Origin of the sequence: Gemmata sp. SH-PL17 (genome assembly GCF_001610855.1) — a bacterium.
Classification (GTDB): Bacteria; Planctomycetota; Planctomycetia; order Gemmatales; family Gemmataceae; genus Gemmata; species Gemmata massiliana.
Window position 1 is genome coordinate 5,813,343 of the sequence record NZ_CP011271.1, and the last position, 25,930, is coordinate 5,839,272.

Annotated in this window: 24 protein-coding genes and 1 tRNA gene; 14 read left to right on the forward strand and 11 right to left on the reverse strand. The window is 64.9% G+C overall.

Annotated elements, in window-relative coordinates; translation table 11 throughout:
- Positions 1-124 precede the first annotated feature (124 nt).
- Positions 125-195: transfer RNA gene (locus VT84_RS38860), tRNA-Gly, on the forward strand.
- Between the two features lie 856 nt (positions 196-1,051).
- Here the strand turns inward: VT84_RS38860 and VT84_RS24000 are convergent.
- Complete coding sequence (locus VT84_RS24000) at positions 1,052-1,663, reverse strand: class I SAM-dependent methyltransferase (protein WP_082841269.1); 612 nt, start codon at positions 1,661-1,663, stop codon at positions 1,052-1,054.
- Between the two features lie 106 nt (positions 1,664-1,769).
- Between VT84_RS24000 and VT84_RS24005 the strand changes: the two genes are divergently transcribed.
- The 4 genes from VT84_RS24005 (at position 1,770) to VT84_RS24020 (ending at position 4,838) form a co-directional block, all read left to right on the forward strand.
- Complete coding sequence (locus VT84_RS24005) at positions 1,770-2,441, forward strand: hypothetical protein (RefSeq protein ID WP_082841270.1); 672 nt, start codon at positions 1,770-1,772, stop codon at positions 2,439-2,441.
- Between the two features lie 303 nt (positions 2,442-2,744).
- A complete protein-coding gene (locus VT84_RS24010; protein WP_052552859.1) occupies positions 2,745-3,254 on the forward strand; it encodes a hypothetical protein in 510 nt (169 codons plus the stop codon).
- Between the two features lie 101 nt (positions 3,255-3,355).
- The gene (locus tag VT84_RS24015; RefSeq protein ID WP_082841271.1) at positions 3,356-3,886 is read left to right on the forward strand and encodes a hypothetical protein; all 531 of its coding nucleotides are present in this window, start codon (positions 3,356-3,358) and stop codon (positions 3,884-3,886) included.
- A 31-nt stretch (positions 3,887-3,917) separates the two neighbouring features.
- A complete protein-coding gene (locus VT84_RS24020; RefSeq protein WP_082839812.1) occupies positions 3,918-4,838 on the forward strand; it encodes a transposase family protein in 921 nt (306 codons plus the stop codon).
- Positions 4,839-4,939: 101 nt separating this feature from the next.
- Here VT84_RS24020 and VT84_RS24025 read toward each other — a convergent pair whose 3' ends face one another.
- Entirely contained in the window at positions 4,940-5,269 is a 330-nt protein-coding gene (locus VT84_RS24025) for a TfoX/Sxy family protein (protein WP_052552862.1), read from the reverse strand.
- Between the two features lie 5 nt (positions 5,270-5,274).
- Complete coding sequence (locus VT84_RS38865) at positions 5,275-5,433, reverse strand: hypothetical protein (RefSeq protein WP_157469780.1); 159 nt, start codon at positions 5,431-5,433, stop codon at positions 5,275-5,277.
- Positions 5,434-5,763: 330 nt separating this feature from the next.
- On the opposite strand from VT84_RS38865, the gene VT84_RS24030 reads away from it, so the two are divergent.
- The 5 genes from VT84_RS24030 (at position 5,764) to VT84_RS41770 (ending at position 9,281) form a co-directional block, all read left to right on the forward strand.
- Positions 5,764-6,159 carry a heavy metal-responsive transcriptional regulator gene (locus VT84_RS24030; protein WP_204249637.1) on the forward strand — a complete coding sequence of 132 codons (396 nt, stop codon included), beginning with the start codon at positions 5,764-5,766 and terminating at the stop codon, positions 6,157-6,159.
- A 19-nt stretch (positions 6,160-6,178) separates the two neighbouring features.
- A complete protein-coding gene (locus VT84_RS24035) occupies positions 6,179-8,407 on the forward strand; it encodes a nitric-oxide reductase large subunit (RefSeq protein WP_082841272.1) in 2,229 nt (742 codons plus the stop codon).
- Positions 8,404-8,604: a DUF542 domain-containing protein gene (locus VT84_RS24040; protein WP_052552869.1), complete on the forward strand. Its 201-nt coding sequence runs from the start codon at positions 8,404-8,406 to the stop codon at positions 8,602-8,604. The genes VT84_RS24035 and VT84_RS24040 overlap by 4 nt, the downstream gene beginning before the upstream one ends.
- A gap of 29 nt (positions 8,605-8,633) precedes the next feature.
- Positions 8,634-8,963, forward strand: coding sequence for a cupin domain-containing protein (locus VT84_RS24045; RefSeq protein WP_052552871.1), 330 nt, complete (start codon positions 8,634-8,636; stop codon positions 8,961-8,963).
- Between the two features lie 192 nt (positions 8,964-9,155).
- Positions 9,156-9,281, forward strand: a complete 126-nt coding sequence (locus VT84_RS41770; RefSeq protein ID WP_255359509.1) for a hypothetical protein — start codon at positions 9,156-9,158, stop codon at positions 9,279-9,281.
- Between the two features lie 29 nt (positions 9,282-9,310).
- On the opposite strand, the gene VT84_RS24050 is transcribed toward VT84_RS41770, so the two are convergent.
- From VT84_RS24050 to VT84_RS24060, 4 genes are all read right to left on the reverse strand, one after another.
- Entirely contained in the window at positions 9,311-9,949 is a 639-nt protein-coding gene (locus VT84_RS24050; RefSeq protein WP_162271826.1) for a LamG domain-containing protein, read from the reverse strand.
- Positions 9,950-10,187: 238 nt separating this feature from the next.
- Positions 10,188-10,310, reverse strand: coding sequence for a hypothetical protein (locus tag VT84_RS41775; protein ID WP_255359510.1), 123 nt, complete (start codon positions 10,308-10,310; stop codon positions 10,188-10,190).
- 120 nt (positions 10,311-10,430) lie between these two features.
- Entirely contained in the window at positions 10,431-13,187 is a 2,757-nt protein-coding gene (locus tag VT84_RS24055) for a M14 metallopeptidase family protein (RefSeq protein ID WP_082841274.1), read from the reverse strand.
- 153 nt (positions 13,188-13,340) lie between these two features.
- Complete coding sequence (locus VT84_RS24060) at positions 13,341-16,151, reverse strand: S9 family peptidase (protein ID WP_082841275.1); 2,811 nt, start codon at positions 16,149-16,151, stop codon at positions 13,341-13,343.
- A 286-nt stretch (positions 16,152-16,437) separates the two neighbouring features.
- On the opposite strand from VT84_RS24060, the gene VT84_RS24065 reads away from it, so the two are divergent.
- The 3 genes from VT84_RS24065 (at position 16,438) to VT84_RS24075 (ending at position 19,918) form a co-directional block, all read left to right on the forward strand.
- Positions 16,438-17,484, forward strand: a complete 1,047-nt coding sequence (locus VT84_RS24065) for a GlxA family transcriptional regulator (RefSeq protein WP_052552876.1) — start codon at positions 16,438-16,440, stop codon at positions 17,482-17,484.
- Positions 17,485-17,598: 114 nt separating this feature from the next.
- Positions 17,599-18,300 (forward strand): DJ-1/PfpI family protein, encoded by a 702-nt coding sequence (locus tag VT84_RS24070; RefSeq protein ID WP_082841276.1) that lies wholly within the window; start codon positions 17,599-17,601, stop codon positions 18,298-18,300.
- Between the two features lie 640 nt (positions 18,301-18,940).
- On the forward strand, positions 18,941-19,918 hold the full coding sequence (locus VT84_RS24075) for a TIGR02996 domain-containing protein (RefSeq protein WP_052552880.1): 978 nt from the start codon (positions 18,941-18,943) through the stop codon (positions 19,916-19,918).
- Positions 19,919-20,063: 145 nt separating this feature from the next.
- On the opposite strand, the gene VT84_RS24080 is transcribed toward VT84_RS24075, so the two are convergent.
- Positions 20,064-20,639, reverse strand: coding sequence for a helix-turn-helix transcriptional regulator (locus tag VT84_RS24080; RefSeq protein ID WP_052552881.1), 576 nt, complete (start codon positions 20,637-20,639; stop codon positions 20,064-20,066).
- Between the two features lie 154 nt (positions 20,640-20,793).
- On the reverse strand, positions 20,794-21,327 hold the full coding sequence (locus VT84_RS24085) for a hypothetical protein (protein ID WP_157469782.1): 534 nt from the start codon (positions 21,325-21,327) through the stop codon (positions 20,794-20,796).
- Positions 21,328-21,618: 291 nt separating this feature from the next.
- Between VT84_RS24085 and recJ the strand changes: the two genes are divergently transcribed.
- Complete coding sequence (gene recJ / locus VT84_RS24090; RefSeq protein WP_082843400.1) at positions 21,619-23,397, forward strand: single-stranded-DNA-specific exonuclease RecJ; 1,779 nt, start codon at positions 21,619-21,621, stop codon at positions 23,395-23,397.
- A 177-nt stretch (positions 23,398-23,574) separates the two neighbouring features.
- Here the strand turns inward: recJ and VT84_RS24095 are convergent, their stop codons facing one another.
- Positions 23,575-25,317: a hypothetical protein gene (locus VT84_RS24095; RefSeq protein ID WP_082841278.1), complete on the reverse strand. Its 1,743-nt coding sequence runs from the start codon at positions 25,315-25,317 to the stop codon at positions 23,575-23,577.
- Positions 25,314-25,820, reverse strand: coding sequence for a hypothetical protein (locus VT84_RS24100; RefSeq protein WP_082841279.1), 507 nt, complete (start codon positions 25,818-25,820; stop codon positions 25,314-25,316). The genes VT84_RS24095 and VT84_RS24100 overlap by 4 nt, the downstream gene beginning before the upstream one ends.
- Positions 25,821-25,930 lie beyond the last annotated feature (110 nt).

The window sequence follows — 25,930 nt, forward strand, 5'->3', positions numbered from 1 at the left end:
AACTAATCTACGCACTCCCCGGGACGAGGGGAACGTGTTTTCCACCCGCGGGCGAGGGGTGCCTAGGAAGAGAATCAAAAAGTAGACTTGCCCGTAGCGGAACGCGGATTAAAATCTCTGAGACGCGGGATTGGTATATCGGTTGTGCCCAGCCTTCCCAAGGCTGTGAGACGAGTTCGACTCTCGTATCCCGCTCTTTTAAGTCCTTGATAAATCAGGACTTACGGCAGTGTTTGCTGCGGACATTTTTTGCGGACAAATTCGGTAAGAATTTCGGTACACTTTGCCACCTCGATTCCGACTTCATCAACCACACCTCGTTCCACCCCACGACAAGAATCCTCGCTGACACCGGTCAGTTGGTCGTTACGCCGTCACTCTTAGCCGAGGGTGCCATGTAGGGCCAGCGACAAAACACCGTCACCGAAGCCCTGTCCGTCACGACCGGCGTGGCCTCGTCCGCCGCTCGGCCAGTCATTGTCCTCACGCTACGGCCGACCACCGCCTCGGGTTGGGGCCACTTCAACTTCTCGTTGCACCCCGACAACGCTCGCTCGCTCCTCGACCGGCTGACCTGGGTGCTGACCCCGGCCGAGTTCGACCGTCGAGACGAGGATGAATCTCTGTCGTAGCCGTTCCTGGGTTCGGCATCGGATCATCCGGTCGGCGAGTGCGACACACGTCCTGAATCGGGCTGCCGTTCGAGAGGGAGACATCAAGCTGTTCGACCCGGAAACTCATCGCCGGAACGCCAACCGTGTGCCGATCTGGGCGTAGCTCATATTTGACGCCATTTTGACTGGTGAGGACGATCCCTCGGCGGTCGCCGAATGGCAAGAGTCGCAAGTCCTTGTTTTACGGCAGATGCGTACCGACCTGGGGACGCCCGGATATTTGACGCCAGCTTGATGCGGAACTACCGATCCCCAAAAGCACCCGAGTTGGAGGGGACATGACGAGGTACATGAAGGGGTACATGTTGAGGCCCAACTTCAGGCCCATGACGAGGCCCATGTTCTGAACGATACTCGGCTGGTGACGAGAGCAAAGTTCATCCCACCCGTCGTACCACCACGAGCCACGCCTTCGGGCCACCCTCGCTGAACGAGATGTCCTTCGGGTCGGGTCGAACCTCGAACCGGGTCGGCTCGACAGACTCGATTGTCCAGCCTTCGCCGAAGGCGTCCTCAATCTCCTGCTTCGACACACGCCTCGGTCCTTGCTCGCCCGGCTCGGCGTCCGAGAAGCAGAGCAGGAACAGCCGCCCGCCCGGCTTCAGCACCGACGCCCGCCCCTCGACGTATCGTCGTCGGTCGTCGTCGCCGAAGACGTGGAACAGCCCGCTGTCGATCACGCTGTCAAAAACCTCGGGCAACTCCCTCAGGGCCAGGGCGTCCATGACCAGGAAGGTCGCCGTCACGCCACGCTCGGTGGCTTTCGCCTTCGCCCGCTGGATCGGCTCGGCGAGGAAGTCGATGCCCGTGACCTTCTGGCCCCGGCTGGCGAAGTACAGGGCGTTCTCGCCTGTACCGCACCCGGAGTCGAGGATCGACCCGGTGATCCGGTCGGCCACGTCGAGGAACACCTTCTGCGGCCTGCCGATCTCCCAGCGGGGCTGCCCAGCGTAGATGTTCTCAAACGTGCTGCGGTCAACGACTGCCATAGCTCACTCCACCTTCGACCCGACGCCTTGTTGTCGAGTATTTTATCGTGTGACGGTGCGACTCGGCCCTTACCGGGTAGTCGGGTTGATGCAGGGGAGTCGATCCATGAGCGACATCCACAACCTTGAACGACAACTCAGGACCGCCGAAGAACGGCGTCAGCAGGCAATTGCCGCCCTTGCCCCGAAGCACCAGGGCGGTGAGTGGGAGGAGTACCACGCCGCCCATCAAGAAGTCCTTCGGCTCGAACGTCTCGTGGCGGCGGCGAAGGGCGAAGAGTACGCAGAACCGTGCGACTTCCCGCTGAAGTGGGACGCTGGCGCTCCCATGCCGCACCTGTTGGTGAACGACAACCGAGCGCTGCTGGCGTTCCTCCTGAATGAGCCGGACCCGGCCTGGGACGGGAGCTACGTCACCATCAAGAGTCCCGCCGACGAGCAGCCGGAACCGCTGGGCTTGGTCGAGTTCGTCGGCTGCATCTCGGCGAGGCTGGGTGCGCCAAACGACGAAGTGTTCGAGGGCCACCCGCTCAACGGCAGAGGGTTGGAAGGCTATACAGCACAGCGGGTGGTGAGCTCCCGTTGGTTGAAGGAACTCGAAGCGATCAACAGCGTCCACCGCTGCTACCGGCCCGAAAGCTGCCGGGAGCGGACCCACTTCATCTTCTGGTTCCACGACTCCACGTTCGAGTGCGTGGCCCGGTCGTTCAAGGAGGAGACGCACCGGACAAGCATGAAGACGCTGCTCGGCCTGATGGTTGAGCGGCTGATCGCCTGAAGTCCCAACTCCGGCGACCTGCACGACCTTCCGCTTGTGGAGCCGACTCACCTTGTCCGAGTGCCTTACCGCTTCGATCAGTTCCCCGACAAACCGATCTCCTCCGCATTGTCCGTTGTCCTCCTCCTGTCGAGTGATTGGGGCGGCTTCGACTCCCCACAGGCCAAGAATGCTGCCCTGTGGCTTGCGTAAAGACTGGCTAGAAAAGCACTTCTGCGCAAATCAAGAAAAAGCGGTTGACAGCGGCATCTGATTCGGCATAATTTGAACCTACAGATTTTGAACGTCCAAAAGGAGAGAATCATGCCGCTCGCTCAAGACTTCGCCCAGGATCACCAGGGTCGCCGCTTCGCCGACGTGATGAACGACACCCGCATCTCGTTCCCGGCGATCCTGACGTTCTTCGAGGACGCCGCCCGCCAACAACGGCTGGTCGATAGCGAACTCCACCACGACCGGCCGGCCTTGGCCGGGGTGGTGCGAGAGCTTGAACACCGGCAGGACGTGGACCAGTTCTTCCGCACCAACGACGGGCATGTGACCACCCGCTTCCGTCAGGCCGTGGGCGTCGTCGTGCGGATCATCATGGAGTCGAAGGGCTGGCGCACGACGGGCCGGAAGGGGTCGCTCGGCGTGCGGGCGAAAGTGCCGTCCCGGACGACGACCGCCGGGGCGTACCACAACACGGGCGGCTTGGCCGTGTGGTTCACCCGTGCGGAGCGCTACGAACTCGTCGCCGGGTCGCCGTTCCGCTCCGTCGAGGACCGAGCCGCCGAGATCGAACTGACGACCGGAACGATGGCGTTCGAGTGAGATGGTAGAAGAGGACTACGGCCTCGCCGCTTGCAACGGCGGCAAGGCCGTAGACTCTCAGAATACACGACCAGGATCGCAACTGCGGGAGGTACTACCCGATGGACGAATACGAAAAACGCCAGTTCGTTGAAGACGTGATGCACAAGCTCATGGAGCATCACGAGAAGACCCACACCCTCGATCTCGCAGACGAACGCTTGCTGGGAACCAGAATTCGGATCGTCTCCGATGACGGCCGCTGGCTAGAAATTGAACTGCTCGACAGCAAGGCCGGGAAAGTGCGGCTGACGAGTGGTGAGATGTTCGCCATGAAGGGTGGCACGTTTCGGGCAAATGACTCCCATCAAGATCAGCCCGTGGAGGGGCGGATCGTTGGCTCCCTGAAAAATGTCGGACCACTCCCGTCCCACGACGGCGACATGCAAATACTGGATGGGATACGATTGAATCCCTCCGTCACGTTGGCAACAGGCGAAATCTTGCCACTCACAGTGAAGCACTGGCATGTACTGATCTACGAAGTCGGCAACGAGCTACGAGTTCTGAACGGTGCGTGTGCTGTCACCATGACACTCGCATCTGGCAAGGTATTAGATGGCATTCACGATAGGTGTGAATTCGTAGTGTAGGTGTACGAACCTGGCCCTCGTGGATACTCCGATGATCGCGCGTCTGGATCACTTGCGGAAGCACCCGATCGTGTTTGAGCACCTGACGGGATTGCCCGTAGCGGTGTTCGACGCGCTGGCCGCGGACCTGGTTCCGGCGGTCGAAGCGGGGCACCGCAAGGGGCTCGAGCGACCCAACCGTCAACGCGCGGTCGGGGGCGGCGACAACTTCGATCTGAGCACCGCGGACCAACTGCTGCGGACGGTCATCTGGTTGCGCCAGTACCCGACCAACGAGGTGCTCGGGTTCCGGTTCGGGGTGTCCGACTCGACCGCCAGTCGGGTGCGGACCCGGTGCGTGCCGGTGTTGGAGCGGGCCGGTCGGGACACGATGCGGATGCCGGACCCGGGTGCCCCGCGCCGCAAGCGGTTGCCGGCCCTGTTGAATGACACCCCGGGGCTCGCGGTGGTGATCGACAGCTTCGAGCAGCGGACCCAGCGCCCCAAGAGGCGTCAGCGGGCGTACTACTCGGGCAAGAAGAAGGCCCACACGCTCAAGAGCCAGGTGGCCGTGGACGAGAGCTCGGGACGGATCGTAGACGTGTCCGACTCGGTGCCGGGGCCGTGGGCGGATATCAAGCGGCTCAAGAAGTCACGGCTGCTGAAGCGGCTCCCGAAGGGGGTCGGTGGGATCGGTGATCTGGGTTACGTCGGGATGGGTGCGTTGCACCCGACGGGGTTGGGAGCGGCGCCGCGCCGCAAGCCGCGCGGGCAGGAGCGCCCACCCGAGGATCGGAAGTACAACCGGGCATTCAGCCGCCGTCGGATCGTAGTCGAGCACGCGATCGGGCGGTTGCGCCGGTTCCGCGCGGTGGCGCACGTGAACCGCCACGCCCGAGCCGGTCACGCGGCACGGGTTCGAGCCATCGCCGGGTTGGTCAACCGCATGCACGACCACCGAAACGCTTCCTGAGCACTCACGGGGAGGGGGACCAAACACCCCACCCTTATCGTGAATGCAGTCTATTCGATTTGTGGGAAGAAGGGTGAATCGAAGTTGCCCGGATTCATCGCTCACTTCTTCGGCAACATCTCCACGAACTTTAGCGCCCGCTCGATCCAGCCCGCCAACTGCTCATCGTCCTCGACGCCTTCCGGCTCGATCCGCACCCAATTCCGCATCGGCTTGCCGGTGATGTCGAACACCCTGACGTGCGGCTCCAGTAGAGCCGCCTCGCCCTCCTCGGGGCCGAGGCGGGCGATGAGCGAGTCCTTCCACGCGCCGACGAGCAAGTTGCCGTTCAGCAGGAAACAGTCGCAGCCGAACATCCTCTTCTCCTCGACGTTCTTACGGCGGGCCAGGGCATCACGGATGCGGGCGGCGAGGGATTCGTCAAACGCCATCGGGCCTACTCCTTGTCCTCGAGGCAGTTCGGGCAGTACCACGGGGCCGGGGTGAAGACCGGCCTCGGGCTGCGCTTCCGACACTTGGCACAGAGGTAACGCTTGCCCCGAGGGGCCGTCTTCGGACGGGTGTGCTTCCCGGACGTGTCTCGTTTCTCGCCCATCTCTGCCTCCGCCCGATGATGTCCCACCGACGTTTTACTCACGGCGGCGACTTCGATCTTCGTTCCACTCGTTAATGGTGCCTGTTTCCGCTGTGATCCCTCACCACGTCCTGCCGTAAACTGACACGTCGGTCACCATGAAGATGCTCGGTGGCCTGTTTATCTGGGCGTGGTCGGCGGGGTTCGGTTGTGATTTGATGCACGGCCGAAACGAGGCGGCCAGCGGGGTCGTATCACGCCCGTCTATGGGCTTTCGGAAAAGAGGCTTGACTCTGTAGTACACTCCAGACTGTAAGATGCCTCCGTGATACGGTGCGACTTATGAAGCTCATGAAGATCGGCGAGGTTGCCAAGCTCTCGGGAACCGGGATCGAAACGATCCGCTTCTACGAGCGGGAAGGGCTGCTGGAGCCGGAGCGCCGCTCGTCCGGCTACCGACAGTTCGACGGTGCCTCGGTCGAGCGCCTGAACTACATCCGGCGGGCAAAGGAACTCGGCTTCACCCTGGCCGAAATCCGGGAACTGTTGGAGCTATCGTTCGCCGCCTCAACCTGCGAACACGTTCGCCAGCGGGCCGAGGCCAAGATCGCCGACATCGAGGGCCGGGTTCGCAGCCTGCAACAGATGAGGCGGTCGCTCGGCAGGATCGTGAAACGCTGCCGGGTGAAGAACTCGACCGAGGACTGCCCGCTGGTCCACAAGGCGAGGCGGAAATCGACACAGTAGCGTCCCGTGGGGCAATGACATGAAACGGCTCTGGATCGGCTTCTCGCTGGTGATGGTCCTTTCCTTCCTGGTCCTCGGCTGGATCGGGACACGCATCTACCAGGAGAAGCCGCCGCTCCCCGCCGGGGTCGTGACGACGGACGGCACGGTGCTGATCGGCGAGGGTGACATCCGGGCGGGCCAGAACGTCTGGCAGTCGCTCGGCGGGATGGAGGTCGGATCGGTGTGGGGCCACGGCAGCTACGTCGCTCCGGACTGGACGGCGGACTGGCTGCACCGGGAGGCGACGTTCATCCTCGACCGCTGGGCGACTACGGAGTTTGGGGCCGAGTACGCCAAACTGGACGGCGAGCGCCAGGCGCAACTCCGGGGGCGGCTGGCGAAGGAGATGCGGACCAACACCTACGCCCCCGGCACGGGGACCGTCACCGTCTCCCCGGTTCGGGCGGATGCGTTCCGGGCGAACCTCACGCACTACTCCGATGTGTTCGCCAACGGTCGGGCCGAGTACGCCATCCCGGCGGGGGCCGTCACCGACCCCGACCGGCTGAAGAAACTGTCCGCCTTCTTCTTCTGGACCGCCTGGGCCGCAACCACGAACCGCCCGAACGACCAGATCACCTACACCCACAACTGGCCGTATGAGCCGTTGGTCGGCAACCAGCCCACGGGGGAAACCGTCGTCTGGACCGGCGTCAGCATCATGATGCTCCTGGCGGGCATCTCGGCGATGGTCTGGTGGTACGCCGCCCGCCGGAGTGAGGAAGGGGCGACGGCCCCGCCCGAATCCGACCCGCTGGGTCAATGGGTCGCCACCCCGTCGCAGCGGGCCACCGTCAAATACTTTTGGGTCGTAGCCGCACTGATCCTGCTCCAGATGTTGCTCGGCGTGGTGACGGCCCACTACGGCGTGGAGGGGGACGGGTTCTACGGCCTCCCGCTCTCGAAGTGGCTGCCGTACAGCGTCAGCCGGACGTGGCACGTCCAAATGGGCCTGTTCTGGATCGCAACGGCGTGGCTGGCGGCGGGGCTGTTCATCGGACCGCTGGTGAGCGAACACGAGCCGAAGGGCCAACGCCTCGGTGTCAACATTCTGTTCCTGGCCTTGCTCGTCGTCGTGGCCGGGTCACTGACGGGCCAGTGGTTGAGCGTGCAGAACAAGCTGTCCGACGACGTGTCGTTCTACGTCGGCCATCAGGGGTACGAGTACGTCGATCTGGGCCGGGCGTGGCAGATCGCCCTGTTCGTGGGGTTGCTCCTCTGGCTGGTGCTGATGGTGCGGGTGCTGCTCCCGGCGTTACGACAGAAGGGGGAGCAGAAGCAACTGGTCACGCTGTTGGCCGTGGCGAGCGCCGCCATCGCCCTCTTCTACGGAGCGGGGCTGACCTGGGGCCGGCACTCGCACCTGTCGATGGTCGAGTACTGGCGGTGGTGGGTCGTCCACCTGTGGGTCGAAGGGTTCTTCGAGGTCTTCGCCACCACGGTCATCGCCTTCTTCTTCATGCGGCTCGGCCTGATCCGGCCCGGCATCGCCGCCGCATCGGCCCTCCTGTCGGCAACGATCTTCCTGTCGGGCGGCATCATCGGGACGTGCCACCACCTGTACTTCTCCGGCACCCCCACCGTCGCCCTGGCCTGGGGGTCGGTGTTTAGCGCCCTGGAGGTCGTGCCGCTGACGCTGGTGGGCTTCGATGCGATGGAAGACCTGCGGCGGTCCCGGTTGACGCCGTGGGTTCAGCGGTACAAGTGGCCGATCTACTTCTTCGTGGCGGTCGCCTTCTGGAACATGATCGGGGCCGGGCTGTTCGGGTTCATGATTAACCCGCCCGTCGCCCTCTACTACATGCAGGGACTCAACACCACGCCGCTGCACGGCCACGCCGCCCTGTTCGGCGTGTACGGGATGCTCGGCATCGGCCTCATGCTCGTCTGCTTGCGGGCCTTGATCCCCGGCCGGGAGTGGGCGGACGGGTGGCTGAAGTTCTCGTTCTGGTCGCTCAACGGCGGGCTGGCGGCGATGTGCCTGTTGAGCCTGTTGCCGGTCGGCCTGATGCAGACGTGGGCGTCGGTCGATCACGGGTACTGGTACGCCCGCAGCCCGGAGTTCATGCAGACGCCGACGATGCAGACGCTCCGTTGGCTGCGGGTGCCCGGCGACACGGTGTTCTTCCTCGGTGCCGTCGCTTTGGTCTGGTTCGTGGCCGGGCTGAAGACGGGCCACTCGTTCCGCACGGGGGAAGCACCGTGACCCCGTGCGACCTCGACACGTCCGTTCCCGACTGGATCATCGACCACCCGCAAACACTGGCGGTGTTCGAGGCGTTGGGCATCGACTGCTCGTGCGGCGGGAAGTCGCTGGGGTATGCGTGCCGGGTGCGGGGGCTGGACGCCGAAGCGGTCCTGGCGAAACTGCGGCAATGTTTGAGCGACCACGAACCGATCTGACGGTTCTTTCCGAACGACAGAGGCGGGCGATGGCAATTCCTCATGCGCAGCCGGGCGACGTGATCGACGTGCGCCCGTTGGGACCGGCTCTGGCAACGGCAAAGACTACCACACTGTTCAAGGCGGACCGGCTCGAAGTCATCCGCCTCGTGATGGCCGCAGGCAAGGAACTGGCGGAACACAACGCCCCCGGCGAGATCACGGTGCATTGCCTGGAAGGGAAGATCGCCTTCACCGCCCTCGGCAAGACCCAGGAACTCACGGCGGGCCGGGTGCTCTACCTGGGTGGCGGCGAGCCGCACTCGGTCCGGTGCCTCGAAGACGCCTCGTTCCTGTTGACCCTGGTGCGGCCTCCGTAGCCCGAAACGGGGATCACACCGTGACGCCTCCCGTCTTGCGGTCGATTCAAGTCGACCTGCCCTGTCAGTTCGGAAGGCGGGGGCGGCGGACCCGATGGACCGGCCCAGGACGAGCGGCTTCGACAAGCGCCCGTCGTCGCCCCCGTTCGGCTCGGCGGCATGAACCACGTCGTGGCGTTCACGAGGGAGGTCTTGGTCAGACTCCAGAGTCGGTTCCTCGGCAGCAAGATGAGTTACGCCGCCCTCTGGGACGAGTACGGGTTCCTCGAACTGTGTCGGCATTTTGAGCCGTGTCAGGTCTGGGGAGGCGGGGAGTGAAGGAACGAACGGGTTCGGGCTGCGTCTCCTCATGGCGGCGAAGCGAATCCTCGTTCGACACGTCCGTGGTGGCCCTTTCCGCTGAAATCGTTCACCACGTCACCCCGAACCGACTCGGCCGTGTACAGCAGCACCGTCGTGGCATCGGGCAGCAGTTGTTCGACGGGAATGAAGGCGTCGGCGTACCGCTCGCCCTGGTTGATCCGCACGGCTCGCACCTTCCCTTTGAAATAGTCGATGGGGTTGCCCAGGCCGATGTTCCCGATCACGAACTTCGTCCCGCCTTCGGCCCTGGTCGCCGGTCCCTTCGTCACGAGCTTGCCGTCGAGGTAGAGGCGAGTTCCCTCCTCGCTGAAGACGCCCGCAAGGTGCGACCACTTCCGCAGTGGGACGGGCTGAGTTCCCTTTAGGATACCGGGGACGATCTCCACGAACGGAACCACGCCCGTAATACCGAGGCCGATCCCGTACTTGGTCGGGATGTCGCTGCCGATCACCGCCTGGGTGCCGGTGTCCCGGTACTCCTCCGGCCACACCCACGCCTCCAGCGTGCAGGGGGCAAACCGCTGGACCGGGGTGACGGTCCGGGTCCGCCCGTCAAAGTGCATCACCCCGTCGGCCACGAACGGCATCGGCTCGCCGGGTACTTTCAAAGGGAACGATGGCATTGTGTCGGGTCGGGACCACGGACCCACCGTCGCAGCGATCAGTCCGACAACGACCACGCCAGCAACGATCCAACCGGCCAATGGTGCCCATCGTTCAACTGTCTGCGGTGACGGAAGCGCCGTCAACGTGGCCCGCAGTGCCGCCGTTGCCGGGCACTCGTCGAGCCACGAGCTGATCGCAGGCCAAGCGTCACCCCACCGTTCGGACAGAGTGTGCAATTCAGCTCGCCCGACCGGATCAAGTCCGCGCAAGAATGTCGTGGATCGGGTCATCAAGCTGGAGCAATCCGAACCGCTCGGCGGGTCCGGCCAGCCAACTCAATTCGGACGGTAACTTCGACCAGTCCAACGGGTCGGCCATGACGAGTGCCTCCGTTACCCCGCGCACCGCCTGTGCTCCCCGGTGCGCGTCAATGCTGTGATACGGTCGGACTCGGTCGGGGAGAGTCGACCGGGGTCCGATCCGTGCGGCGAAACCGCTTTACTCATTTTGGCCCGCACGCACGATCGCGTTGAAGACCAATTTGAACGTGGCGTGCGGTTGCGCCCGGTACAGCACCTGGGGGCCGTACAGCACTACCCTCCCCTTCCCCACAGCCGCGTCGATCACTGCCGTCCCGCCGTCGAGGTACTCCTGCCCGAACGCCCACCCGCTCCGCAACGGCGATTTACCCGCGAACCACGACACCCGCGTTAACCCACTCGCAGCGGCGCCGGTCGGGAAACGGAACGTCGGGCTGTTCGCGAACATCACGTCTACCTCGTCCGACATCCCCCACGCGAGCGGGTGCGCCGGGTCCACCTTCGCGCGGAGCACGGATGGGGGTACGTAGAACTTGTCGCGCCCGAGCGGTTTCTCCTTCCCGTCGGTCCCAGTCTCAATGAGGTGGCTCTCAATCTTCAGTCCGAGTTGGTTCGCGAGCGAAGTGGAACTACCGATGGTGAGCAGCGTCCCGCCGGCGGTCACGAACTTCTTCAGTTCGGGTACGGTCTTGGTAGTGGTGATGCTCCCGCGGCGCCCGCGGAACTCGGCCGGCAGCGCCAGTTCGTCCACCGCGTTCGGCTCCGGCGGTTGATCGCCGCCCCCACCCCCACCGCTACCACCGCCGCGCCCGCCGCCCAGACCGTCCACGATCACGATCACGTCGAACTTGTCGCGCAGCCCGCCGCGATCCAGGTCCGGCGGGTACACGACCGTAAACGGGAACTCGAACTGCTCGAACAGCCACCGGGTCCAGCCGGACGGCATCGACCCGCCGTACCGGTCCACGAGCGCGACCCGCACCGGTTTGAGCGTGCCCGCCTCTTTCCCGGGCGCCTCCGTGCTGCCGACGAACCGCGTGCCGAGCGCCCGGGCGATCTTTTCCAGCCGCTCCTGCGTGCCGTCCTTCTTGACGACGAAAAACATGCCCGCGGGGTGCTTCGCGCCATCAACGGTACACGGTTCTTTCAGGCGCCGAACTTCCTCGCCGGCCGCGAGCAACTGATTCACCGCGCGGAACGCATCGTTGGTGCTCGAACGGAGAAAGAACCCGACCGCTCCGTTCGCGTCGAGCACCTTGGCCGGCGGCGGCGGAACCTCGTCTTTCAGTTCCTCGAACGGGCCGGTGAAGCTTTCCAGGAGGCGATCGAACTGCACGCCCATCTGGAACGCGAGCGTGTAGCCCGCGGCGTCATAGGGAGGCGTCGGCGGCGCACCGGGGTACGCGAAGTCGTCCGGGTGGTCCTGCGGCTCGAACATATCGAGTACGTGCGCGCGAACTGCCTGCGCCGACTTCACAACGTAGGAACCGGCCGGGTACTTCTTCCCCGCCACCTCAAATGCACTCGTCGCGCGGTGGACCCGCACCCCGGTGCCAATGAGAGCGTTGACGAACTTGGTAGCGGTCAGGAAATCGGGCTGATCGGCCGGAACGACGTACCCGCGTGCGTCGCGCTTCGCCGGGTCGCGGAAGAACTTCTGGAACCCGTCCGCGCCGCGTGCGCCCTTCGCCGCAGCGACCATCTTGGGCGTGACGGTCCAACTGTCCCTGTTGCCGCGCTCGGTGGCGTTCTTGCCCATCAGCCAGATGTTGTACAGCAGTTGTTCGCGGTGCCGGGATGCGTAATCGAACACGGCCTTGTTCGCGGTGACCGAGTATTCGACCGACCGGCGGAAGTGCCACTCTTGCGGCGCGACCGGGCTGAGCAGGTCGGCCTTCGGCAGTTGCAGCGCGGGGTTGAACGGGACGCGGATCGGGGTCGGGCTGCCGATGGTCTCGGTAAGCAGCCCGATCATGTTGTGGAAGTACGCGGTGGTGCGGAGCCCGCCGTTGAACCACGTCGAGTACCGCGCGCCGGAACGGGTCGTCGCCCCGGGTTTGTCTTCGGCCAGGAACCGCTGCATCATCGCCGCCCCGACCGCGTCGATACCGCTAACCACGAGCGGGTCGAAGTTGTAGTTGAACGGGTCGCGGAACGGCGGGCAGAACAGGACCGTACCGGGCGGGCCGGTTTGGTGGTGGTTGTACACAATTTGCGGGAGCCACTCCCGGTACATCACGCGGTTCATGTTCCGCGTCTCGGCTTGAGTGTTGGCGTAGAAGTCGCGGTTGTTGTCGTGCCCGATGTACTTCTGGTACAGCCGCGGCAGCCCGCCGAGCGACCGCTTCTTCGGGTCTTTATCCCGCATGTACCAGTCGGCCACGAGGTCGTGCCCGTCCGGGTTCGCGTGGACGAACAGGATAATCACGTCGTCCAGCACGCGGAGCGTCTCGGGGTCGGTTCCGCTAACCATCTGGTAAACGGTCTCGGCCACGGCCTGCGCGCACAGTACCTCGCTCGCGTGCAACCCGCCGTCGATCCACACAACGGCCTTCCCCTCGGCCGCCAGCTTCTTCGCCGCCTCGGACGTGATCCCATCGGCGTTCGCCAGATCCCGCGCGATAGTCTGGTAGCGCGACAGGAGTTTGTGGTTGGCCGGGGACGTTACGACCGCCATCAGTTGCGGGCGCCGCTCCTCGGTGCGCCCGATATCGACCACCTTGATGCGGTCGGACTCCTTCGCGAGTTTGGCGAGGTACGCGGCATACTGTTCGTAGTTGGCGAGGCAGTAGTCGTCGCCCAGATTGAACCCGAAATGCGCCTTCGGAGTGGTGACCTTCGGGGCGACCGGTTCCGCGGCACGCGCCGCGCCGCCGGGGTAAAGGAAGGCGGTCCCGATCGCGAGCGCGAGCGGAACCAGGAGGCGTGAGGCCATTGGCAGGAACCTCGGTGTGTGGGAAGACCTACCGGTCCCTCTATGAGAAGGGACGCGGGCGGCGAAACGGGCATGCGTTAGTTCGAGTAAGTTGGGAATGTATTGGCCCTCGGTCGCGCGCGACTGGAAGCGCGCGACCGAGGCGGCTTGCGACTACTTCGCCTTCGTGTTCTTCACGTACAGATCGAGCCACGCGAGCCACCGCGCCCACATATCGAGGTTGGTTTCGCGGGCGATCGGCCCGTGGCCCTCATACGGGTACATGTACAGCGCCGCGGGCTTGCCCAGCCCGTCGAGCGCGGCGAACAGCGCCTCCGAGTTCATCGGGTGCGTGCCCACGTTCGCGTCCTCCATGCCGTGGTACATCAGCAGCGCGCCGTTGATCTGGTTCGCGCGCAACAGCGGCGACATTTCCAGGTAGGTTTCGCGGGCGTCCCAGAGTTGCCGGCGCTCGGACTGAAACGACATACTGGTGAGTGTGCGGTTGTAGCACCCGTCGCCAGCGATCCCGGCCTTGAAGAACGGTGTGTGCGCCAGCGCGTTGGCCGTGCTGAACGCCCCGTAGCTGTGCCCGCCGCACGCGAGCCGGTCCCGGTCGATGATCCCGCGCTTGTCGCACTCGTCGATCGCGGCCCACAGCCCGTTCCGCAGGTCCGGGACGTAGTTGTCGTTCATCCGCCCGGCCGGGCCGACGATCGGTACGTCCGGCTCGACCACCGCGTAGCCGGCCAGCGTGAGGATCGCGACGCTCCGCGGCGCCGGCCCGGTGTAGCGCCCGGCCGTCGCCCCCGGACCGGTGCCAGTGCCGCCGCGCCCGGCCTTGGCATCGTAGTCGGCCTGGTCCGCGTACTCGCGCGGGTAGATCCAGAACAGCGCCGGGAGCTTGCCCTCGGCCTTGGGCGCCCGCGTCACCTTCACCCAGAACTTGATCCCGTCCGCCCGGGTCGCGCGGAAGCGCTCGGTCTTCAGCTCGTGGAACCACGCGCTCTTTTCCACGTTGTCGGTCAGCTTCGTCGCCTTTCCAGTGGCGATATCGGTCACATAGGAGTTGGGCACGACGTTCGACTTCTGCCGCGTGGTGAACACGTACTTGACGTCGTCCCCGTCCACGCCGTCGACCGTTTCGAGCACATCAGCCTTGCCCTCGAACACGCGGGTCTTCTTGCCGGTCTTGATGGTAACTGCGTCGATGTACGGCTTCGGGAACGCGCCCTCCCCGGCACCGCGAGCGCGCTCGGTGCCCGAAAGGTAAACGGTACCGGCGATCGACACGCGGACCACGTTCACCGCCCCCAGTGGCCGGGCCAACAGCCCGAGGCCGACCGTCGCCCCACCCCGACCCGCGCCGGGCTGTTCGGTGTCGGCGTCCTCGTTATCACTGTCGCCGTCCTTCTTGGCCGGCGGTTCGTCCTTCTTCGGTGCGGCGAAGTCGGAACCGCCGCGCGAGATCACGTAGGTCGTCTTCGTGTTGGCGAGGTCGATCGCGGTGATTTGCCGTTGCGCGTCCACAGTTTGCGAGATGAACAGCCAGTGCCCGTCGGCGGAATACTGCGCGCCCACGATCCGGTTCGGCGACTCGTACACGACCTTCGCATCGTCCTTCCCGAACGGCGGGAGCCACTGCATGACGCGGTCCTTGCGCACCGCCTTCGCGTCGTCCTTTTTGGTGTCGTCTTTCTTGGCGTCCTTGGCGGCAGGTTCGAGTTGCAGGAACGACATCCCCTTTCCGTCCGGGCGCCACGAGAGGTCACGCTTGGCGTCCGGGTCGAACGGCTCGGGCGCGACCGTCGGCGCGTCGTCCGGGTTCATCGGGTTCACCGGCGGGGTGGGCGCGGGCTGCGTCGGGTCCGGCACCGGTTGGGTGCCACCCGTACCGCGTGCGCCCTTCGTTAGCCCGCCCTTGGGGAACGGCGGTTGCGTGGGGGTCGTCGCCGGGGTCACCACGGGCGGCGTCTCGGTTTCGCGCAGATTGCGATCGGATAGTGTCACCAGCACCTTGCCGGATACGTTCCAGATGCTCTCCTGTGAGCCAAACCGTTGGAAGGGCGCGTAGTACGAGAACGGCTTCTTCACGGTCGCCACGCGGAACTGTTTCTCGTTCGGCGACGCACTGACGCTGCGGACCATCGCCGGTTCCCCGATCGGCGTGACCGCGCCGTCTTCGACGCCGACGATCGCGACCTGACCGGTGAGCAGGTGTTCGAGCAACTGCATCTGGTACGGCGATTCGAGCAGGTACCGGTACGTGCGCGACGGGTCTTTGCCGTCGCGTGCGATTCGGACCTTCGGCTCGGTCGCGATCCCGGGCTTCGGCACCGGGCGCTTCCCCCCATCCGGCAGCAGCACCGTGTGAATGCGCTTGCCGTCCGGGGACCACTGGAACGCCGTCACGAGGGTCGCGAGCACCGGCGTTTGGGTCACCTTCCGACACGCGCCGGTTTCGGTGTCGGCGACGCAGATGTGCGTGGCGTCCGGGAACAGCGCGAAGAACGCCAGTTTGGACCCGTCCGGGGACCACGCGGGACTCGCGATCCGCGCCCCCGACGGCACCCGCACCGGGACGGTGCGGCGCTCGGCCGGGAAAAACAGGTCGAGCGCTTCCGCACTGCCCACCCACAGCTCGCGCGAGCGACACGCGACCGGATCGAAGGCCATCTCCGCGAGGTGAACGCACGGGGCTCCGAGGCGCTCGACCGACGGCAACGGATCACGCTTGGCAATCAGAAACTTGCGCCCGTCCGGGCTGAGATTCGTAAGGGCAACGATCTCCCCGCGGGACGCGAGGACCGCGTCGGCGATCTCCTTCGGCGGGAGCAGGTACGTCTCGCGCCCCAGCGGGGCGAGCGTGGCCGCGGCGCCGGCGGGACGAGGAGCGGGAGCTGGCTCGGCAGCGCGCAGCAGCCCGGCCAGGGCGACCAGACCGACGCACGCGGCCGAGCGGCGGAGGAAGCGGTTTCCTCGCATGACACGGTTCCTGATTGGATGAATTAAGAGGTGCGGTCCGAGGAGAGCGAGACGGACCACGGATGTGAACCTGTTGTAGCCGTTTGAAGGTGTTCGGAAGAGTGCGCGGCGCTACTCACATCGTGCTCTCATAAATTTCGTCGACTGAGTTCGGGGAAGCTCCAATAGTTCCCGGTCACGCTCCGGAACCGCTCTTGATTGGCCGAAATGGTCGGAATGTTGTCATTTCGGCACACACACCGCCGGCCTATAGTTGTGCTGAAGACACGTTCGGGAGTGCTGTCGCATGGGCAATCGAAATCGGCTCGCGCACCGTTCCCGAGCGCCCCGAAAAATCGTCGTCCTGGCCTTTCCACAAGCCAAATTGCTCGATGTGACGGGGCCGTGTGAAGTGTTCGCCGATGCGAACCGGGCACTGGGGCGCAGTGCATATTCCGTAGAACTCGTTTCCAATGCGGCCGGGCCAATCGAAACGTCTTCCGGCGTGCAATTGGTGGCCCACCGCGGTTTCACCGGGGGGCGCGGCCCGATCGACACGCTTCTGGTGTCCGGCGGACCCGGCATCGATCGAGCTATGCAAGAAGTCGCCCTTCTCCGGTGGCTCGCGCGTTGCGCCGCACGAACCCGGCGCCTCGGATCGATCTGCACGGGCGCCTTTCTGTTGGCCGCGGCCGGACTCCTCGACGGGCGCCGCGCGACGACCCACTGGGCGTTCTGCGACCGACTGGCCCGGGAGTTCCCACGGGTCCGGGTGGAACCCGACCCGATCTTCGTGCGCGACGGAAACGTGTACACCTCGGCCGGGGTTACGGCCGGGATGGACCTGGCTCTGGCGCTCATTGAAGAAGACCTCGGGCGCGACGTCGCACTGAGCGTCGCCCGGAACCTCGTGCTGTTCGTCCGACGGCCGGGCGGTCAATCGCAGTTCAGCACGTCACTGGAGCTCCAGGCGGCGGACCGGGAGCCCCTACGCGACCTACAGACGTGGGCGGTCGAGCACCTGGCCGACGACCTGTCCGTGGGGGCACTGGCGCAGCGTACCCACATGAGTGTGCGGAACTTCAGCCGGATCTTCCGTCGCGAAACGGGGCACACCCCCGCGCGCTTCGTTGAGCGGCTCCGCGTTGAGGGCGCGCGGCGGCGATTGGAGGAATCAGGCGCGGGACTGGAGCAGATCGCCCGGGAGTGCGGGTTCGGGTGCGCGGATTCCATGCGCCGCTCGTTCCTGCGTGTGTTGCGGGTAGCACCGAGTGACTACCGAACGCGATTTCGCGGTGCCGAGGAGCAGGCGCCCGCACCGCGTTCGCGCCCCCAAATTGAAACCGAGGACTAAACGATGCAAACTCGCAGGCACTTCATCCGTGTCGCCCTAACGGGCACTGTTGCTGCAGGCGGGTGTGGCGCGCGCCACGAACCGGCCACAGATACCCCGAACGAGGAACAGAATATGGCGGACCACCTGAACGTCGGGATGCTCGTATTTCCCCGGATGGACCAGGTGGACCTGACCGGCCCGTTTGCGGTTCTGTCCCGTTTGCCGAACGCATCCGTCCAACTTCTCTGGAAGGACACGAAACCGGTGCGAGATTACCGAGGGTTGGGCCTTATGCCGGACGCCCGTTTGACCGAAGCGGAACCGGTCGACCTGCTGGTCGTACCCGGTGGCCCGGGCCAGGAAGATCTGATGGAAGACGAGGGCGTTCTCTCGTTCATCACCCAACAGGCCGCGCGAGCAAAATGCGTGTTCTCGGTGTGCACCGGAGCACTCGTTTGCGGTGCGGCCGGGTTGCTCAAGGGGCGGTCCGCGACGACGCACTGGCGCTCGGTCCACCTGTTGAAGTATTTCGGGGCCGTGGCGAAGGACCAGCGGGTAGTCGTAGACGGAACGTTCGTGAGTGCGGCCGGGCTTACGGCCGGGATCGACGGGGCGCTGCGGGTGGCCGAATTGTTACGCGGCTCGGACTCTGCAAAAGCGATCCAACTTGATCTCCAATACGCACCGGAACCCCCGTTCGATTGCGGACACCCCGACAAGGCCCCCGCCGAACTCGTCGCGAAACTGAAGGGAGCGACGGAGAAGTTAACGGCGCAACGGCTCGTGACGGCTAAGCGGGCCGCGGCCCGGCTCAAAGTTCCGGTCGAGGATTAATCACGACCGGAAAACAAGTTCAGGCGATTTGAGATGGGTCATCTACGCGGTGCGGCAGAAGTCTCAACTGCGCAGATGATTTACACGCGACTTCTGAGAACCCGCGTGCAAGTAACCTGGCGGGTAGCAATCAGGCCTCGCAATAGATTGAACGCGCATCAGAAACTTCATCCCCCAAGCGAAATTCAGAATTTGCATACAATGTGTCGGAATATTACGCAGTATTTCGCTGCAAGCTGAAGCAAAGCAAGTCCCAAAACACATCCGAGTGTCACGAAACGGCTCATCGAAACCCGCTTTGCTGCCGATGGTTACACACAATTGCTCTGAATGCGGTTGGGCGCGTTTTGCGCAGCGTGTGAATGGCACGCCAATCGCAATGCGATACACATCGCGTACATAAAGTTCGAGATTGTTTACACAAACCGCGAAAACTCGAACCCGTGTTACCAGTAACATACCCGTTCGGCAGTTCGCACCGCCCTAGTCTCACACCACCGGGCGTGTGCCATTCGATGCTGGTGTCCCGTTACTCGGTGAACACCTTGCGCAAGTACCTTACCACGCGCTGTTCTGACCTCGGGCGGGTCAAGGATGACACGTTTTACGGGCGGTCGAGACCGTCCACTCGGGAGCGACGATGAGCGACGAACTCGCCCTCCGAGCCGCAGTCGCGTGCGCCCCACTGGAGCGCACGCCCCGGCTCGTATACGCCGACTGGCTCGATGAACATGACCGCCCGCTCGACGGCGCCCTCCAGCGAATCCTCGCGGAGCCGGAGCGCGACGATCACCGGTCGGCCTACGCCGATGTCTGTACGCGAATCGGTGACGGCCCCCGGGCCGAGTTTGTTCGCGTGCAACTCGCACTCGCTAACCTGACGCCCCCGCACCAGTTCTGGCCCACTCAGATCGAATTCGATCCCCAAGACCACCTCTGCGGTGACCATACCGAAGGAACAAGACCGGGACCGCGCCGCGCGCGGGTGCTGGTCGGGTACGAAAGGTTCGCGGCCGACCCCCGCACCGTGAAAATCGGGGACGTAATTGATCTGGTGGGGCCGGTCGCGGCGGCGGCTTGCGAACAAAGCGCTGAGCTACTCGGCGCGCGGGTCGTCGGGTCGGTGGTGGATGTTGAGCACGCGGGGGCGATCAAATTCGATGTGGTTTGGGGTACCGACCACTATACCGATCGCGCGGAACTGAACGACCTACGGGTCCGGGAACGCGCCCTCATGGGCGGCCCCGGGTGGGAGCAGTTGCTGCCGGGACCGTGGGCACTCGCCTTCTCAAATGTGGAACACGTTCGCGCAGTCTCTGGATCCGTTTTGGCGGCCGGCGCCCGACGTGGGTTTATCACAATGGTGTCCGGCCCCGCGTCCGAGTGGCTCGTGCACGGCGACGCAATCTGTGCCCGGCACCCGGTGGAAGTGGTGCGGCTCAGGACTCTCCCGAACATCGAGGCCGACGACCACGGAACCGCGTTCGAGGCCCGGCTCCTCGGGCGCCCCCGCTGGCGCTCGTTCGACAAAGCCCGGGCCGTGACAATACAGCAAGTCGTACTCGAACTACTCGCGTCCGAGTGGCCCGGGGTCACGTTCGAGTTTGCGGGCAATTGAGCACCCCAGCGCGTATCTCCCCAAGCACGATCACGTCTCGCAAACGGCGGTTAAAGCAGCACCTTAAAAACGAACAGGCCCTTTTTCGACCGACCTGATACGTCGGGCCGAAAGAGGGCGCGAGATGCGATCTTGGGACTGAGGCTTATGTCCGGCGACCGGGGGGCTTCACTTTTTCGTGGATGAGCTTCACACACTGTTCGAGGAAGTCGAAATACTCCGTCCCCGCGATCTCCTTGACCCGGCAAACGAGATGGCGCCGGCGCTCGATCAGGTCGACGCAAGTTTCCACACCGAGTTTTACCAGCGGCCCGCCCGGGGCCTGCATGTCCAGAAGTTCCTGCACCTCGTCCGGGCGCAGTTCGACCGCGCGATCGCGGTTGCGTTCCAACCACGCGACGAGTTCGGGCAACTGGGCACGTTCGTATAGAAGATCGAACGTCTCCTCGTCGGCGGCCGGCTTGCCGTGCATGCGCGGCAACAGCCGTTCAAGTGGAAGTGTGCGCAGTTCACTCACCGTCAGACCAAGTGCGTCTGCACACTGGCTGACCGTGAGGTTCCGGAGCTGGCGCTTCGGTCCGCCTTGGAGGATCTGACGGACCGTGTGCCGGTTCAAGCGCGCGATCCGGGCGAATACTTCTTGGTTCCAGCCGCGCTCTTCGACGAGTCGCGCGATCTTGTTTGCGAGTTCGGCCCCGAGCCCCGGAGATGCCCCGTTCATCCGTGCTAACCCCGTTGGCGTTTTCCGTCTCTTGGCAATACTAATGCCGGACCGCGTTGGTGGAAGAGAAGAGTTGGTAATCGGGCGGAAAAAAGTACCCGCCGGCCGCTCTAAGTGAACGGCCGGCGGGCGCGAGATCAAAAACTGCTCAGGCTTAGTACGGGTTGCTGCTCCCGGCCAGGCCGCTCGCCCCGGTGACCGGGGGCAGCGGCAGCGGGATGCTCACGCCGCCCTTCGGGGGGGTCGTGGCCTTCGGGGTTTCCTTCGGGGGGGTCGTGCCCTTCGGCATTTCCTTCGGCGGAGTCGTGCCGCCCGTGGTCGGCGGGGTGACCGGCGCCGCGGGGGCCGCGCCGCACGGGTCGCAAGCCGGGGTGCAGCAGTCGTGGGACTTCTTGCTGCTCCAGCGGGCCTTCAGCTTGTCGAGCAGATTGGGCTTGGCGCCGGCGCACGGGTCACACGGCGCGGGGGCCGGGGTGCAGCAGTCGTGGGACTTCTTGGGGAAGCGGGCCTTCAGCTTGTCGAGCAGGCCGACCTTGCCGCTCGCGCACGGGTCACAGGCCGGGGTTCCGCAGTTGCTGCACCCGGCGCCAGAAACCACAACCGGGGCCGGCGTCGCGGGGGCCGGTTGAGCGACCGGGTCGGCACCGGCCAGGGCTGCCGACGACATGAGTAGAAACGCGGCTGTCACGATGGCTATCCTCCAGAACGGGTTGAGTTGCCGTGAAGAATCACTCACGTGGTTCTCGAATCGGCGGGGCGTGACGGGTTCGTGAAGTGCTTGAAGAAATTCCGTGACAAAGTGAGGCGCCGCGGGCGCGATCGCACCGCGGGCGCCGGACCACACAAAAACAGCGGATGCGCCGCGGATACCGACCGCGCCGCGCTCCACTCCAAGCGCCCCGGGCATGTTGGGGTTGCTCTCGCAGTGGACATCCGTTCTAAATACAGGGTTATTGCCGAACGAACCGAGGACCGATCCGTGGCGCGTGCAGAAAAGCAGTGGCACTTGCTCCCGTCCGACCCAACCGCGACCAACCGGCTCGCGGGGTCGGCGCGGGTGTCGTCGGTCGTGGCCCAACTCCTCATCAACCGCGGCGTGCGCGACGCGGCGGCGGCCCGCCGGTTCCTCGATACGCCGCTCGGGGGGCTACTCCCGCCGATGGCGCTACCCGGCGTGCGCGACGCGGCGGATCGCATCGCCCGCGCGATCACCGACAAGCGGCGCATCTGCATCTACGGCGATTACGACGTGGACGGCGTGACCGGCACGTCCGTGCTACTCCGCGTTCTCAACAAACTCGGCGCAGACGTGCAGTTCCACGTGCCCCTGCGCCTGTCCGAGGGGTACGGGCTGAACGGCGAGCGGCTCCGCGAACTTCAGCGCGCGGGCGTCTCGATGGTGGTGAGCGTGGATTGCGGGATCGCGAGCCTTGCGGAAGCACAAGTGGCGCGCGAAATCGGGCTGGAACTGATCGTCACCGACCACCACGAAATGAAGATGGGGCTAGATGGCCCGATCCTCCCACTAGCATCGGTGCTCGTTCACCCGCGATTGCCGGCCCCCGAGCCGTACCCGTTCGGTGACCTGTCCGGCGCCGGGGTCGCGTTCAAGTTGGCGTGGGCGGTCGCACAACGCGCCACCGGGTCGGAACGAGTGCCCGCGGACCTGCGCGAGATCCTTCTCGACGCGGTCGGGCTGGCGGCCCTCGGTCTGGTCGCGGACGTCGTTCCGCTTCGCGACGAGAACCGGATCTTCGTGCGCCACGGACTAGAACGCATCCGCACGAACCCCTCCGTGGGGCTTAAAGCACTTCTCGACGCCAGTGGCGTGAAACCGGACCAGGTGCTGACGTCCGAGGACGTCGGGTTCAAACTCGCCCCCCGCTTGAACGCGGCCGGACGGTTGGGTTGCGCGAGTTTTGCCGTGGAACTGCTGACGACTACCTCAATCACCAAGGCCGTTCAACTGGCGCAGCAGCTCGAAGCGCTGAACAGTGACCGACAATCGCACGAGCGCAAATACACCCAGGCCGCGAAGGAAATGGTCGAGGAGCAGTTCGCGGACGACCCGGCCATCGTGGTCGGGTCCGAGGACTGGCACCCGGGCGTGATCGGGATTGTGGCAAGTCGACTGGTGGACTACTTTGGCAAACCGGCGCTGGTGATCGCGATGCAGCCGAACGAACCCATTGCCACCGGTTCCGGGCGGAGCGTTACCGGGTTCGCACTACACACAGCGCTCGTGGCGTGCGACGACATACTCGAAGGGCACGGGGGCCACGCGGCCGCGGCCGGTCTTAAAGTGCGCCCGGAGCGCATCCCGGCACTGCGCGAGCGGTTCAACGCTTACGTCACGGGCCATTACCCCGGCGGCGCGCCGGCGCAGCAACTCACGCTCGACGCCGAGGTGCCCCTTTCGGCCATCACGTTCGGGCTGCTAAAAGACCTCGACAAATTGGAACCTTACGGCGCCGCGAACCCGAAGCCGAAGTTCCTCGCGGCCGGGCTAAAGGTAGAAGGCGCGCGTCTCATCGGGACAGGCGAGGTCCAGCGCCACATGGACTTCCGCGTGCGCCAGGGCGAAACGACGATCCGCTGCGTCGCGTGGGGTATGGCCGACCGTTTGGAAGAACTGATGAGCGCGAACGGCGACTGTTGCCTGGCTTTCACGCCCAAAATCAACGAGTGGAAGGGTTACAAGAAGATCGAGCTTCAGGTGATCGACCTGAAGCCCGGGAAAACGGTGCCACTGGTGTGACGTCTATGAAGAGTGGGGGTGAAGGGGCGAGCGGGTGAAAGGGTGAATTATCCGGCACGCGATCGGTTGATTTTCGGGATGCACCCGGTTGAGCGCAGGGCGTGCGTCTGCGCCGCGCCTACTGGGGACCAATCACCCCTTCACCCGCTCACCCCTTCACCCCCACTCTTCTCTTCCTCACCCCTTCCCCTCTTTTCCGTCCTTCGGCACGGGTCGAGGAAGCGGAAAGGGAGTGGTGCGCTTCTTCAGCATTTCGATCTTCCCGCGCCAGGTAACCAGGAACTTCTTATAGTCCTCGCTGTTCACCGCCGCGCCCACCGCACCGACGTTCGCGCGGGCCGGGGGCGGAACCCACGTTTCCAGATCCACCGACGCGATGTTCCACAGGGCCGCTTCGCGCACCGGGATGCTCTTGTCCGCGAGCAGTTTCCCCAACTCGTCGAGGCGCTCGGGATCGGGCTTGGTCGGCGAGACGAACCCCCGAATCAGACGCAAGAAGCGGTCGGCTGCGTCCTCATCGTCCTTGTCCTCGCCGAGCCCCTTGCTCACGAGCACGGCCCGCAAAATCGCCGTGTTCCCGCGATCGCGGGCGACCCAAGCCGTGAGCGCGGTCACGACCGATTGCCGCACGAACCACGGCAGTTCCGATTTCAGCACGTCCACGAGGGCTTTGAGCATTTCGTCGCCGGGGGGTGAGTTGTCGGCGAGCGCCGCGAGGGAATAGACCGTGAGGCGCGCGACGGCTTCGCGGTCGACGACCGTCGGGGGCGGATCGAGCCGCGACTCGATGACCTGGCGCACCACGTTCCGCTCGGTTACGCGATCGGCCGTTTCGGTGAAGATGCGCGAAATGTTCTTCTGATCGTCTCCGTCAAGGGTCGGGTTCGCAGTCGCCTCCTGCATGTTCGTGATCGGCTGCGGGTCGGCCAGCGCGCCGGAACCGGAATCCCAGACGATCTGCGTGTTCACCGCGAACTTGTCGACCGCCTTGAACCGGCGCGGGGCGGCGAACTTGGCCGCGCCGTTCAGGACCGCGACCCGGCCCTCTTGCTTCGGCGGCGCCCCACCCGCGCGGGCGTAAGTCGTACCCGGCTCGAACCACGAAATGAGTTCGACCAGCACGTCCGTTTTCTCGTCCGGCAGGGAGATGTCCCACACCTCGTTCGCAGCGCGAACCCGCACTTTCCGGCTCGCCGGATTCTTGTCCCCTTCGGGCTTCTTGCTCTTGAGGTAGATGCGCCCGCCGAGCAGCGTCAGGTCCGCGTCGAACCCGGCCGCGGGCGGGTGGAACTTCACGCGGGACTCGAACACTCGGTACGGGATCTGTTCCGGCACGTTGCCCCACAAGTACACTTGGACCTGTTTGTCGCGTGCGCCGATCAGCACGTTCGCCTTGTACCCCGGGAGCGCCATGACCGGCGCGTTCGACACAACAATTTCGTCACCGTCCCCCTTCACGCGGAGGCGCGACCAGACACCGGGCTTCGCCGGGTCTTGCGTGACGACGAGTGTGCGACTGGTTTCAACGCGCCCGATCTCGCGAACCGCCGTGTCGGGTGTTGAAACCGGGTCCGCGAGACCGGGTCCGGGGTCGTTAGACTTAGTAGCAGCGACTTCCCCTACAACTCCGCCCGCAGCGAGCGCGAGTGCCTCGCTCACGTCCACGACCTTCGGCTTCGGTTCAATCGGGATCGGGTCGCCCGGCTTCGCCGGCCCTTCGGGAGTTTTCGGCTTAACGGGCAGTGTTTCTTCGGGCGTCAATTGCGCGAACGAGTACCCGGGAGTCGTTTCCGGGGGCTTCGGGGGCTGGTGCGGGAGCGCCATGTACACGCCCACTGTGAGGAACGCCAGCATCGCCGCGGCGATCCCGAACAGCGCGAACCGCGCGGCCCAGGTGGTTGTGGCGGAATAGCGCTTCATACCGAGGAGCAGCGCCGCGTCCGCGTCGTCGTGCTCCCCCGGTCGCGTTCGGGTGTGCGCACCCCGCCAACGGGCAGTTTCTTGTTCGGCCGACGGCCCGGTGTGGCAGCCGGAGCCGACTGGAGGCCGTACATCCGCCTGTGCGCACGCGGGGGAACACGGACCGGTTCCGTGAGCACGAGCGTCAGAATTTGGTGACAGGCGGCTACTTCCGCGAGGTGAACGTCCGACGCTAGGCACGTCTCTTCGAGCTGCTTGAGCGTGTCCGAGTCGAGCGTGTTGTCCAGATATTCCGCGACCGTGTTGGGGTCGGCGGTTTCGTCGTCGGCGTCGGTGGGTACGGGCGTCTTCAGTCCGCGGCGCCGGGTGACCTTTTTGATCCGCTCGACGAGTTCACGGGCCTCGTCGCTGGCCGCCACTTTCCGACCGAGACTGCGCGTTTCGGTCGGGTTCAGTGTATCGTCTATGTAGGCCAACAGGGTGCGAAGCGTCAGGCGCGGCATAATGGCTCCTCAACAGCGGGCGCCATAGTTAGTGGCGAACCGCGCCGCGCGTCGTGCAACATTCCGGAAAAAGATTTCGGGGCACTCCTGGAACCCAACAGGCTCAACAC

Bases quoted from the DNA above. Each gene is read 5' to 3' on its own strand.
- VT84_RS24095 (WP_082841278.1), bottom strand. From the start codon at position 25,317: ATGAAGCGCTATTCCGCCACAACCACCTGGGCCGCGCGGTTCGCGCTG.
- VT84_RS41775 (WP_255359510.1), bottom strand. From the start codon at position 10,310: ATGGCCGACCCGTTGGACTGGTCGAAGTTACCGTCCGAATTGAGTTGG.
- VT84_RS24005 (WP_082841270.1), top strand. From the start codon at position 1,770: ATGAGCGACATCCACAACCTTGAACGACAACTCAGGACCGCCGAAGAA.
- VT84_RS24035 (WP_082841272.1), top strand. From the start codon at position 6,179: ATGAAACGGCTCTGGATCGGCTTCTCGCTGGTGATGGTCCTTTCCTTC.
- VT84_RS24080 (WP_052552881.1), bottom strand. From the start codon at position 20,639: ATGAACGGGGCATCTCCGGGGCTCGGGGCCGAACTCGCAAACAAGATC.
- VT84_RS24020 (WP_082839812.1), top strand. From the start codon at position 3,918: ATGATCGCGCGTCTGGATCACTTGCGGAAGCACCCGATCGTGTTTGAG.
- VT84_RS24065 (WP_052552876.1), top strand. From the start codon at position 16,438: ATGGGCAATCGAAATCGGCTCGCGCACCGTTCCCGAGCGCCCCGAAAA.
- VT84_RS24010 (WP_052552859.1), top strand. From the start codon at position 2,745: ATGCCGCTCGCTCAAGACTTCGCCCAGGATCACCAGGGTCGCCGCTTC.
- VT84_RS24075 (WP_052552880.1), top strand. From the start codon at position 18,941: ATGAGCGACGAACTCGCCCTCCGAGCCGCAGTCGCGTGCGCCCCACTG.
- VT84_RS38865 (WP_157469780.1), bottom strand. From the start codon at position 5,433: ATGGGCGAGAAACGAGACACGTCCGGGAAGCACACCCGTCCGAAGACG.
- VT84_RS24015 (WP_082841271.1), top strand. From the start codon at position 3,356: ATGGACGAATACGAAAAACGCCAGTTCGTTGAAGACGTGATGCACAAG.
- VT84_RS24025 (WP_052552862.1), bottom strand. From the start codon at position 5,269: ATGGCGTTTGACGAATCCCTCGCCGCCCGCATCCGTGATGCCCTGGCC.
- VT84_RS24050 (WP_162271826.1), bottom strand. From the start codon at position 9,949: ATGCCATCGTTCCCTTTGAAAGTACCCGGCGAGCCGATGCCGTTCGTG.
- VT84_RS24060 (WP_082841275.1), bottom strand. From the start codon at position 16,151: ATGCGAGGAAACCGCTTCCTCCGCCGCTCGGCCGCGTGCGTCGGTCTG.
- VT84_RS24070 (WP_082841276.1), top strand. From the start codon at position 17,599: ATGGCGGACCACCTGAACGTCGGGATGCTCGTATTTCCCCGGATGGAC.
- VT84_RS24055 (WP_082841274.1), bottom strand. From the start codon at position 13,187: ATGGCCTCACGCCTCCTGGTTCCGCTCGCGCTCGCGATCGGGACCGCC.
- VT84_RS24000 (WP_082841269.1), bottom strand. From the start codon at position 1,663: ATGGCAGTCGTTGACCGCAGCACGTTTGAGAACATCTACGCTGGGCAG.
- VT84_RS24030 (WP_204249637.1), top strand. From the start codon at position 5,764: ATGAAGATCGGCGAGGTTGCCAAGCTCTCGGGAACCGGGATCGAAACG.
- VT84_RS24045 (WP_052552871.1), top strand. From the start codon at position 8,634: ATGGCAATTCCTCATGCGCAGCCGGGCGACGTGATCGACGTGCGCCCG.
- VT84_RS24100 (WP_082841279.1), bottom strand. From the start codon at position 25,820: ATGCCGCGCCTGACGCTTCGCACCCTGTTGGCCTACATAGACGATACA.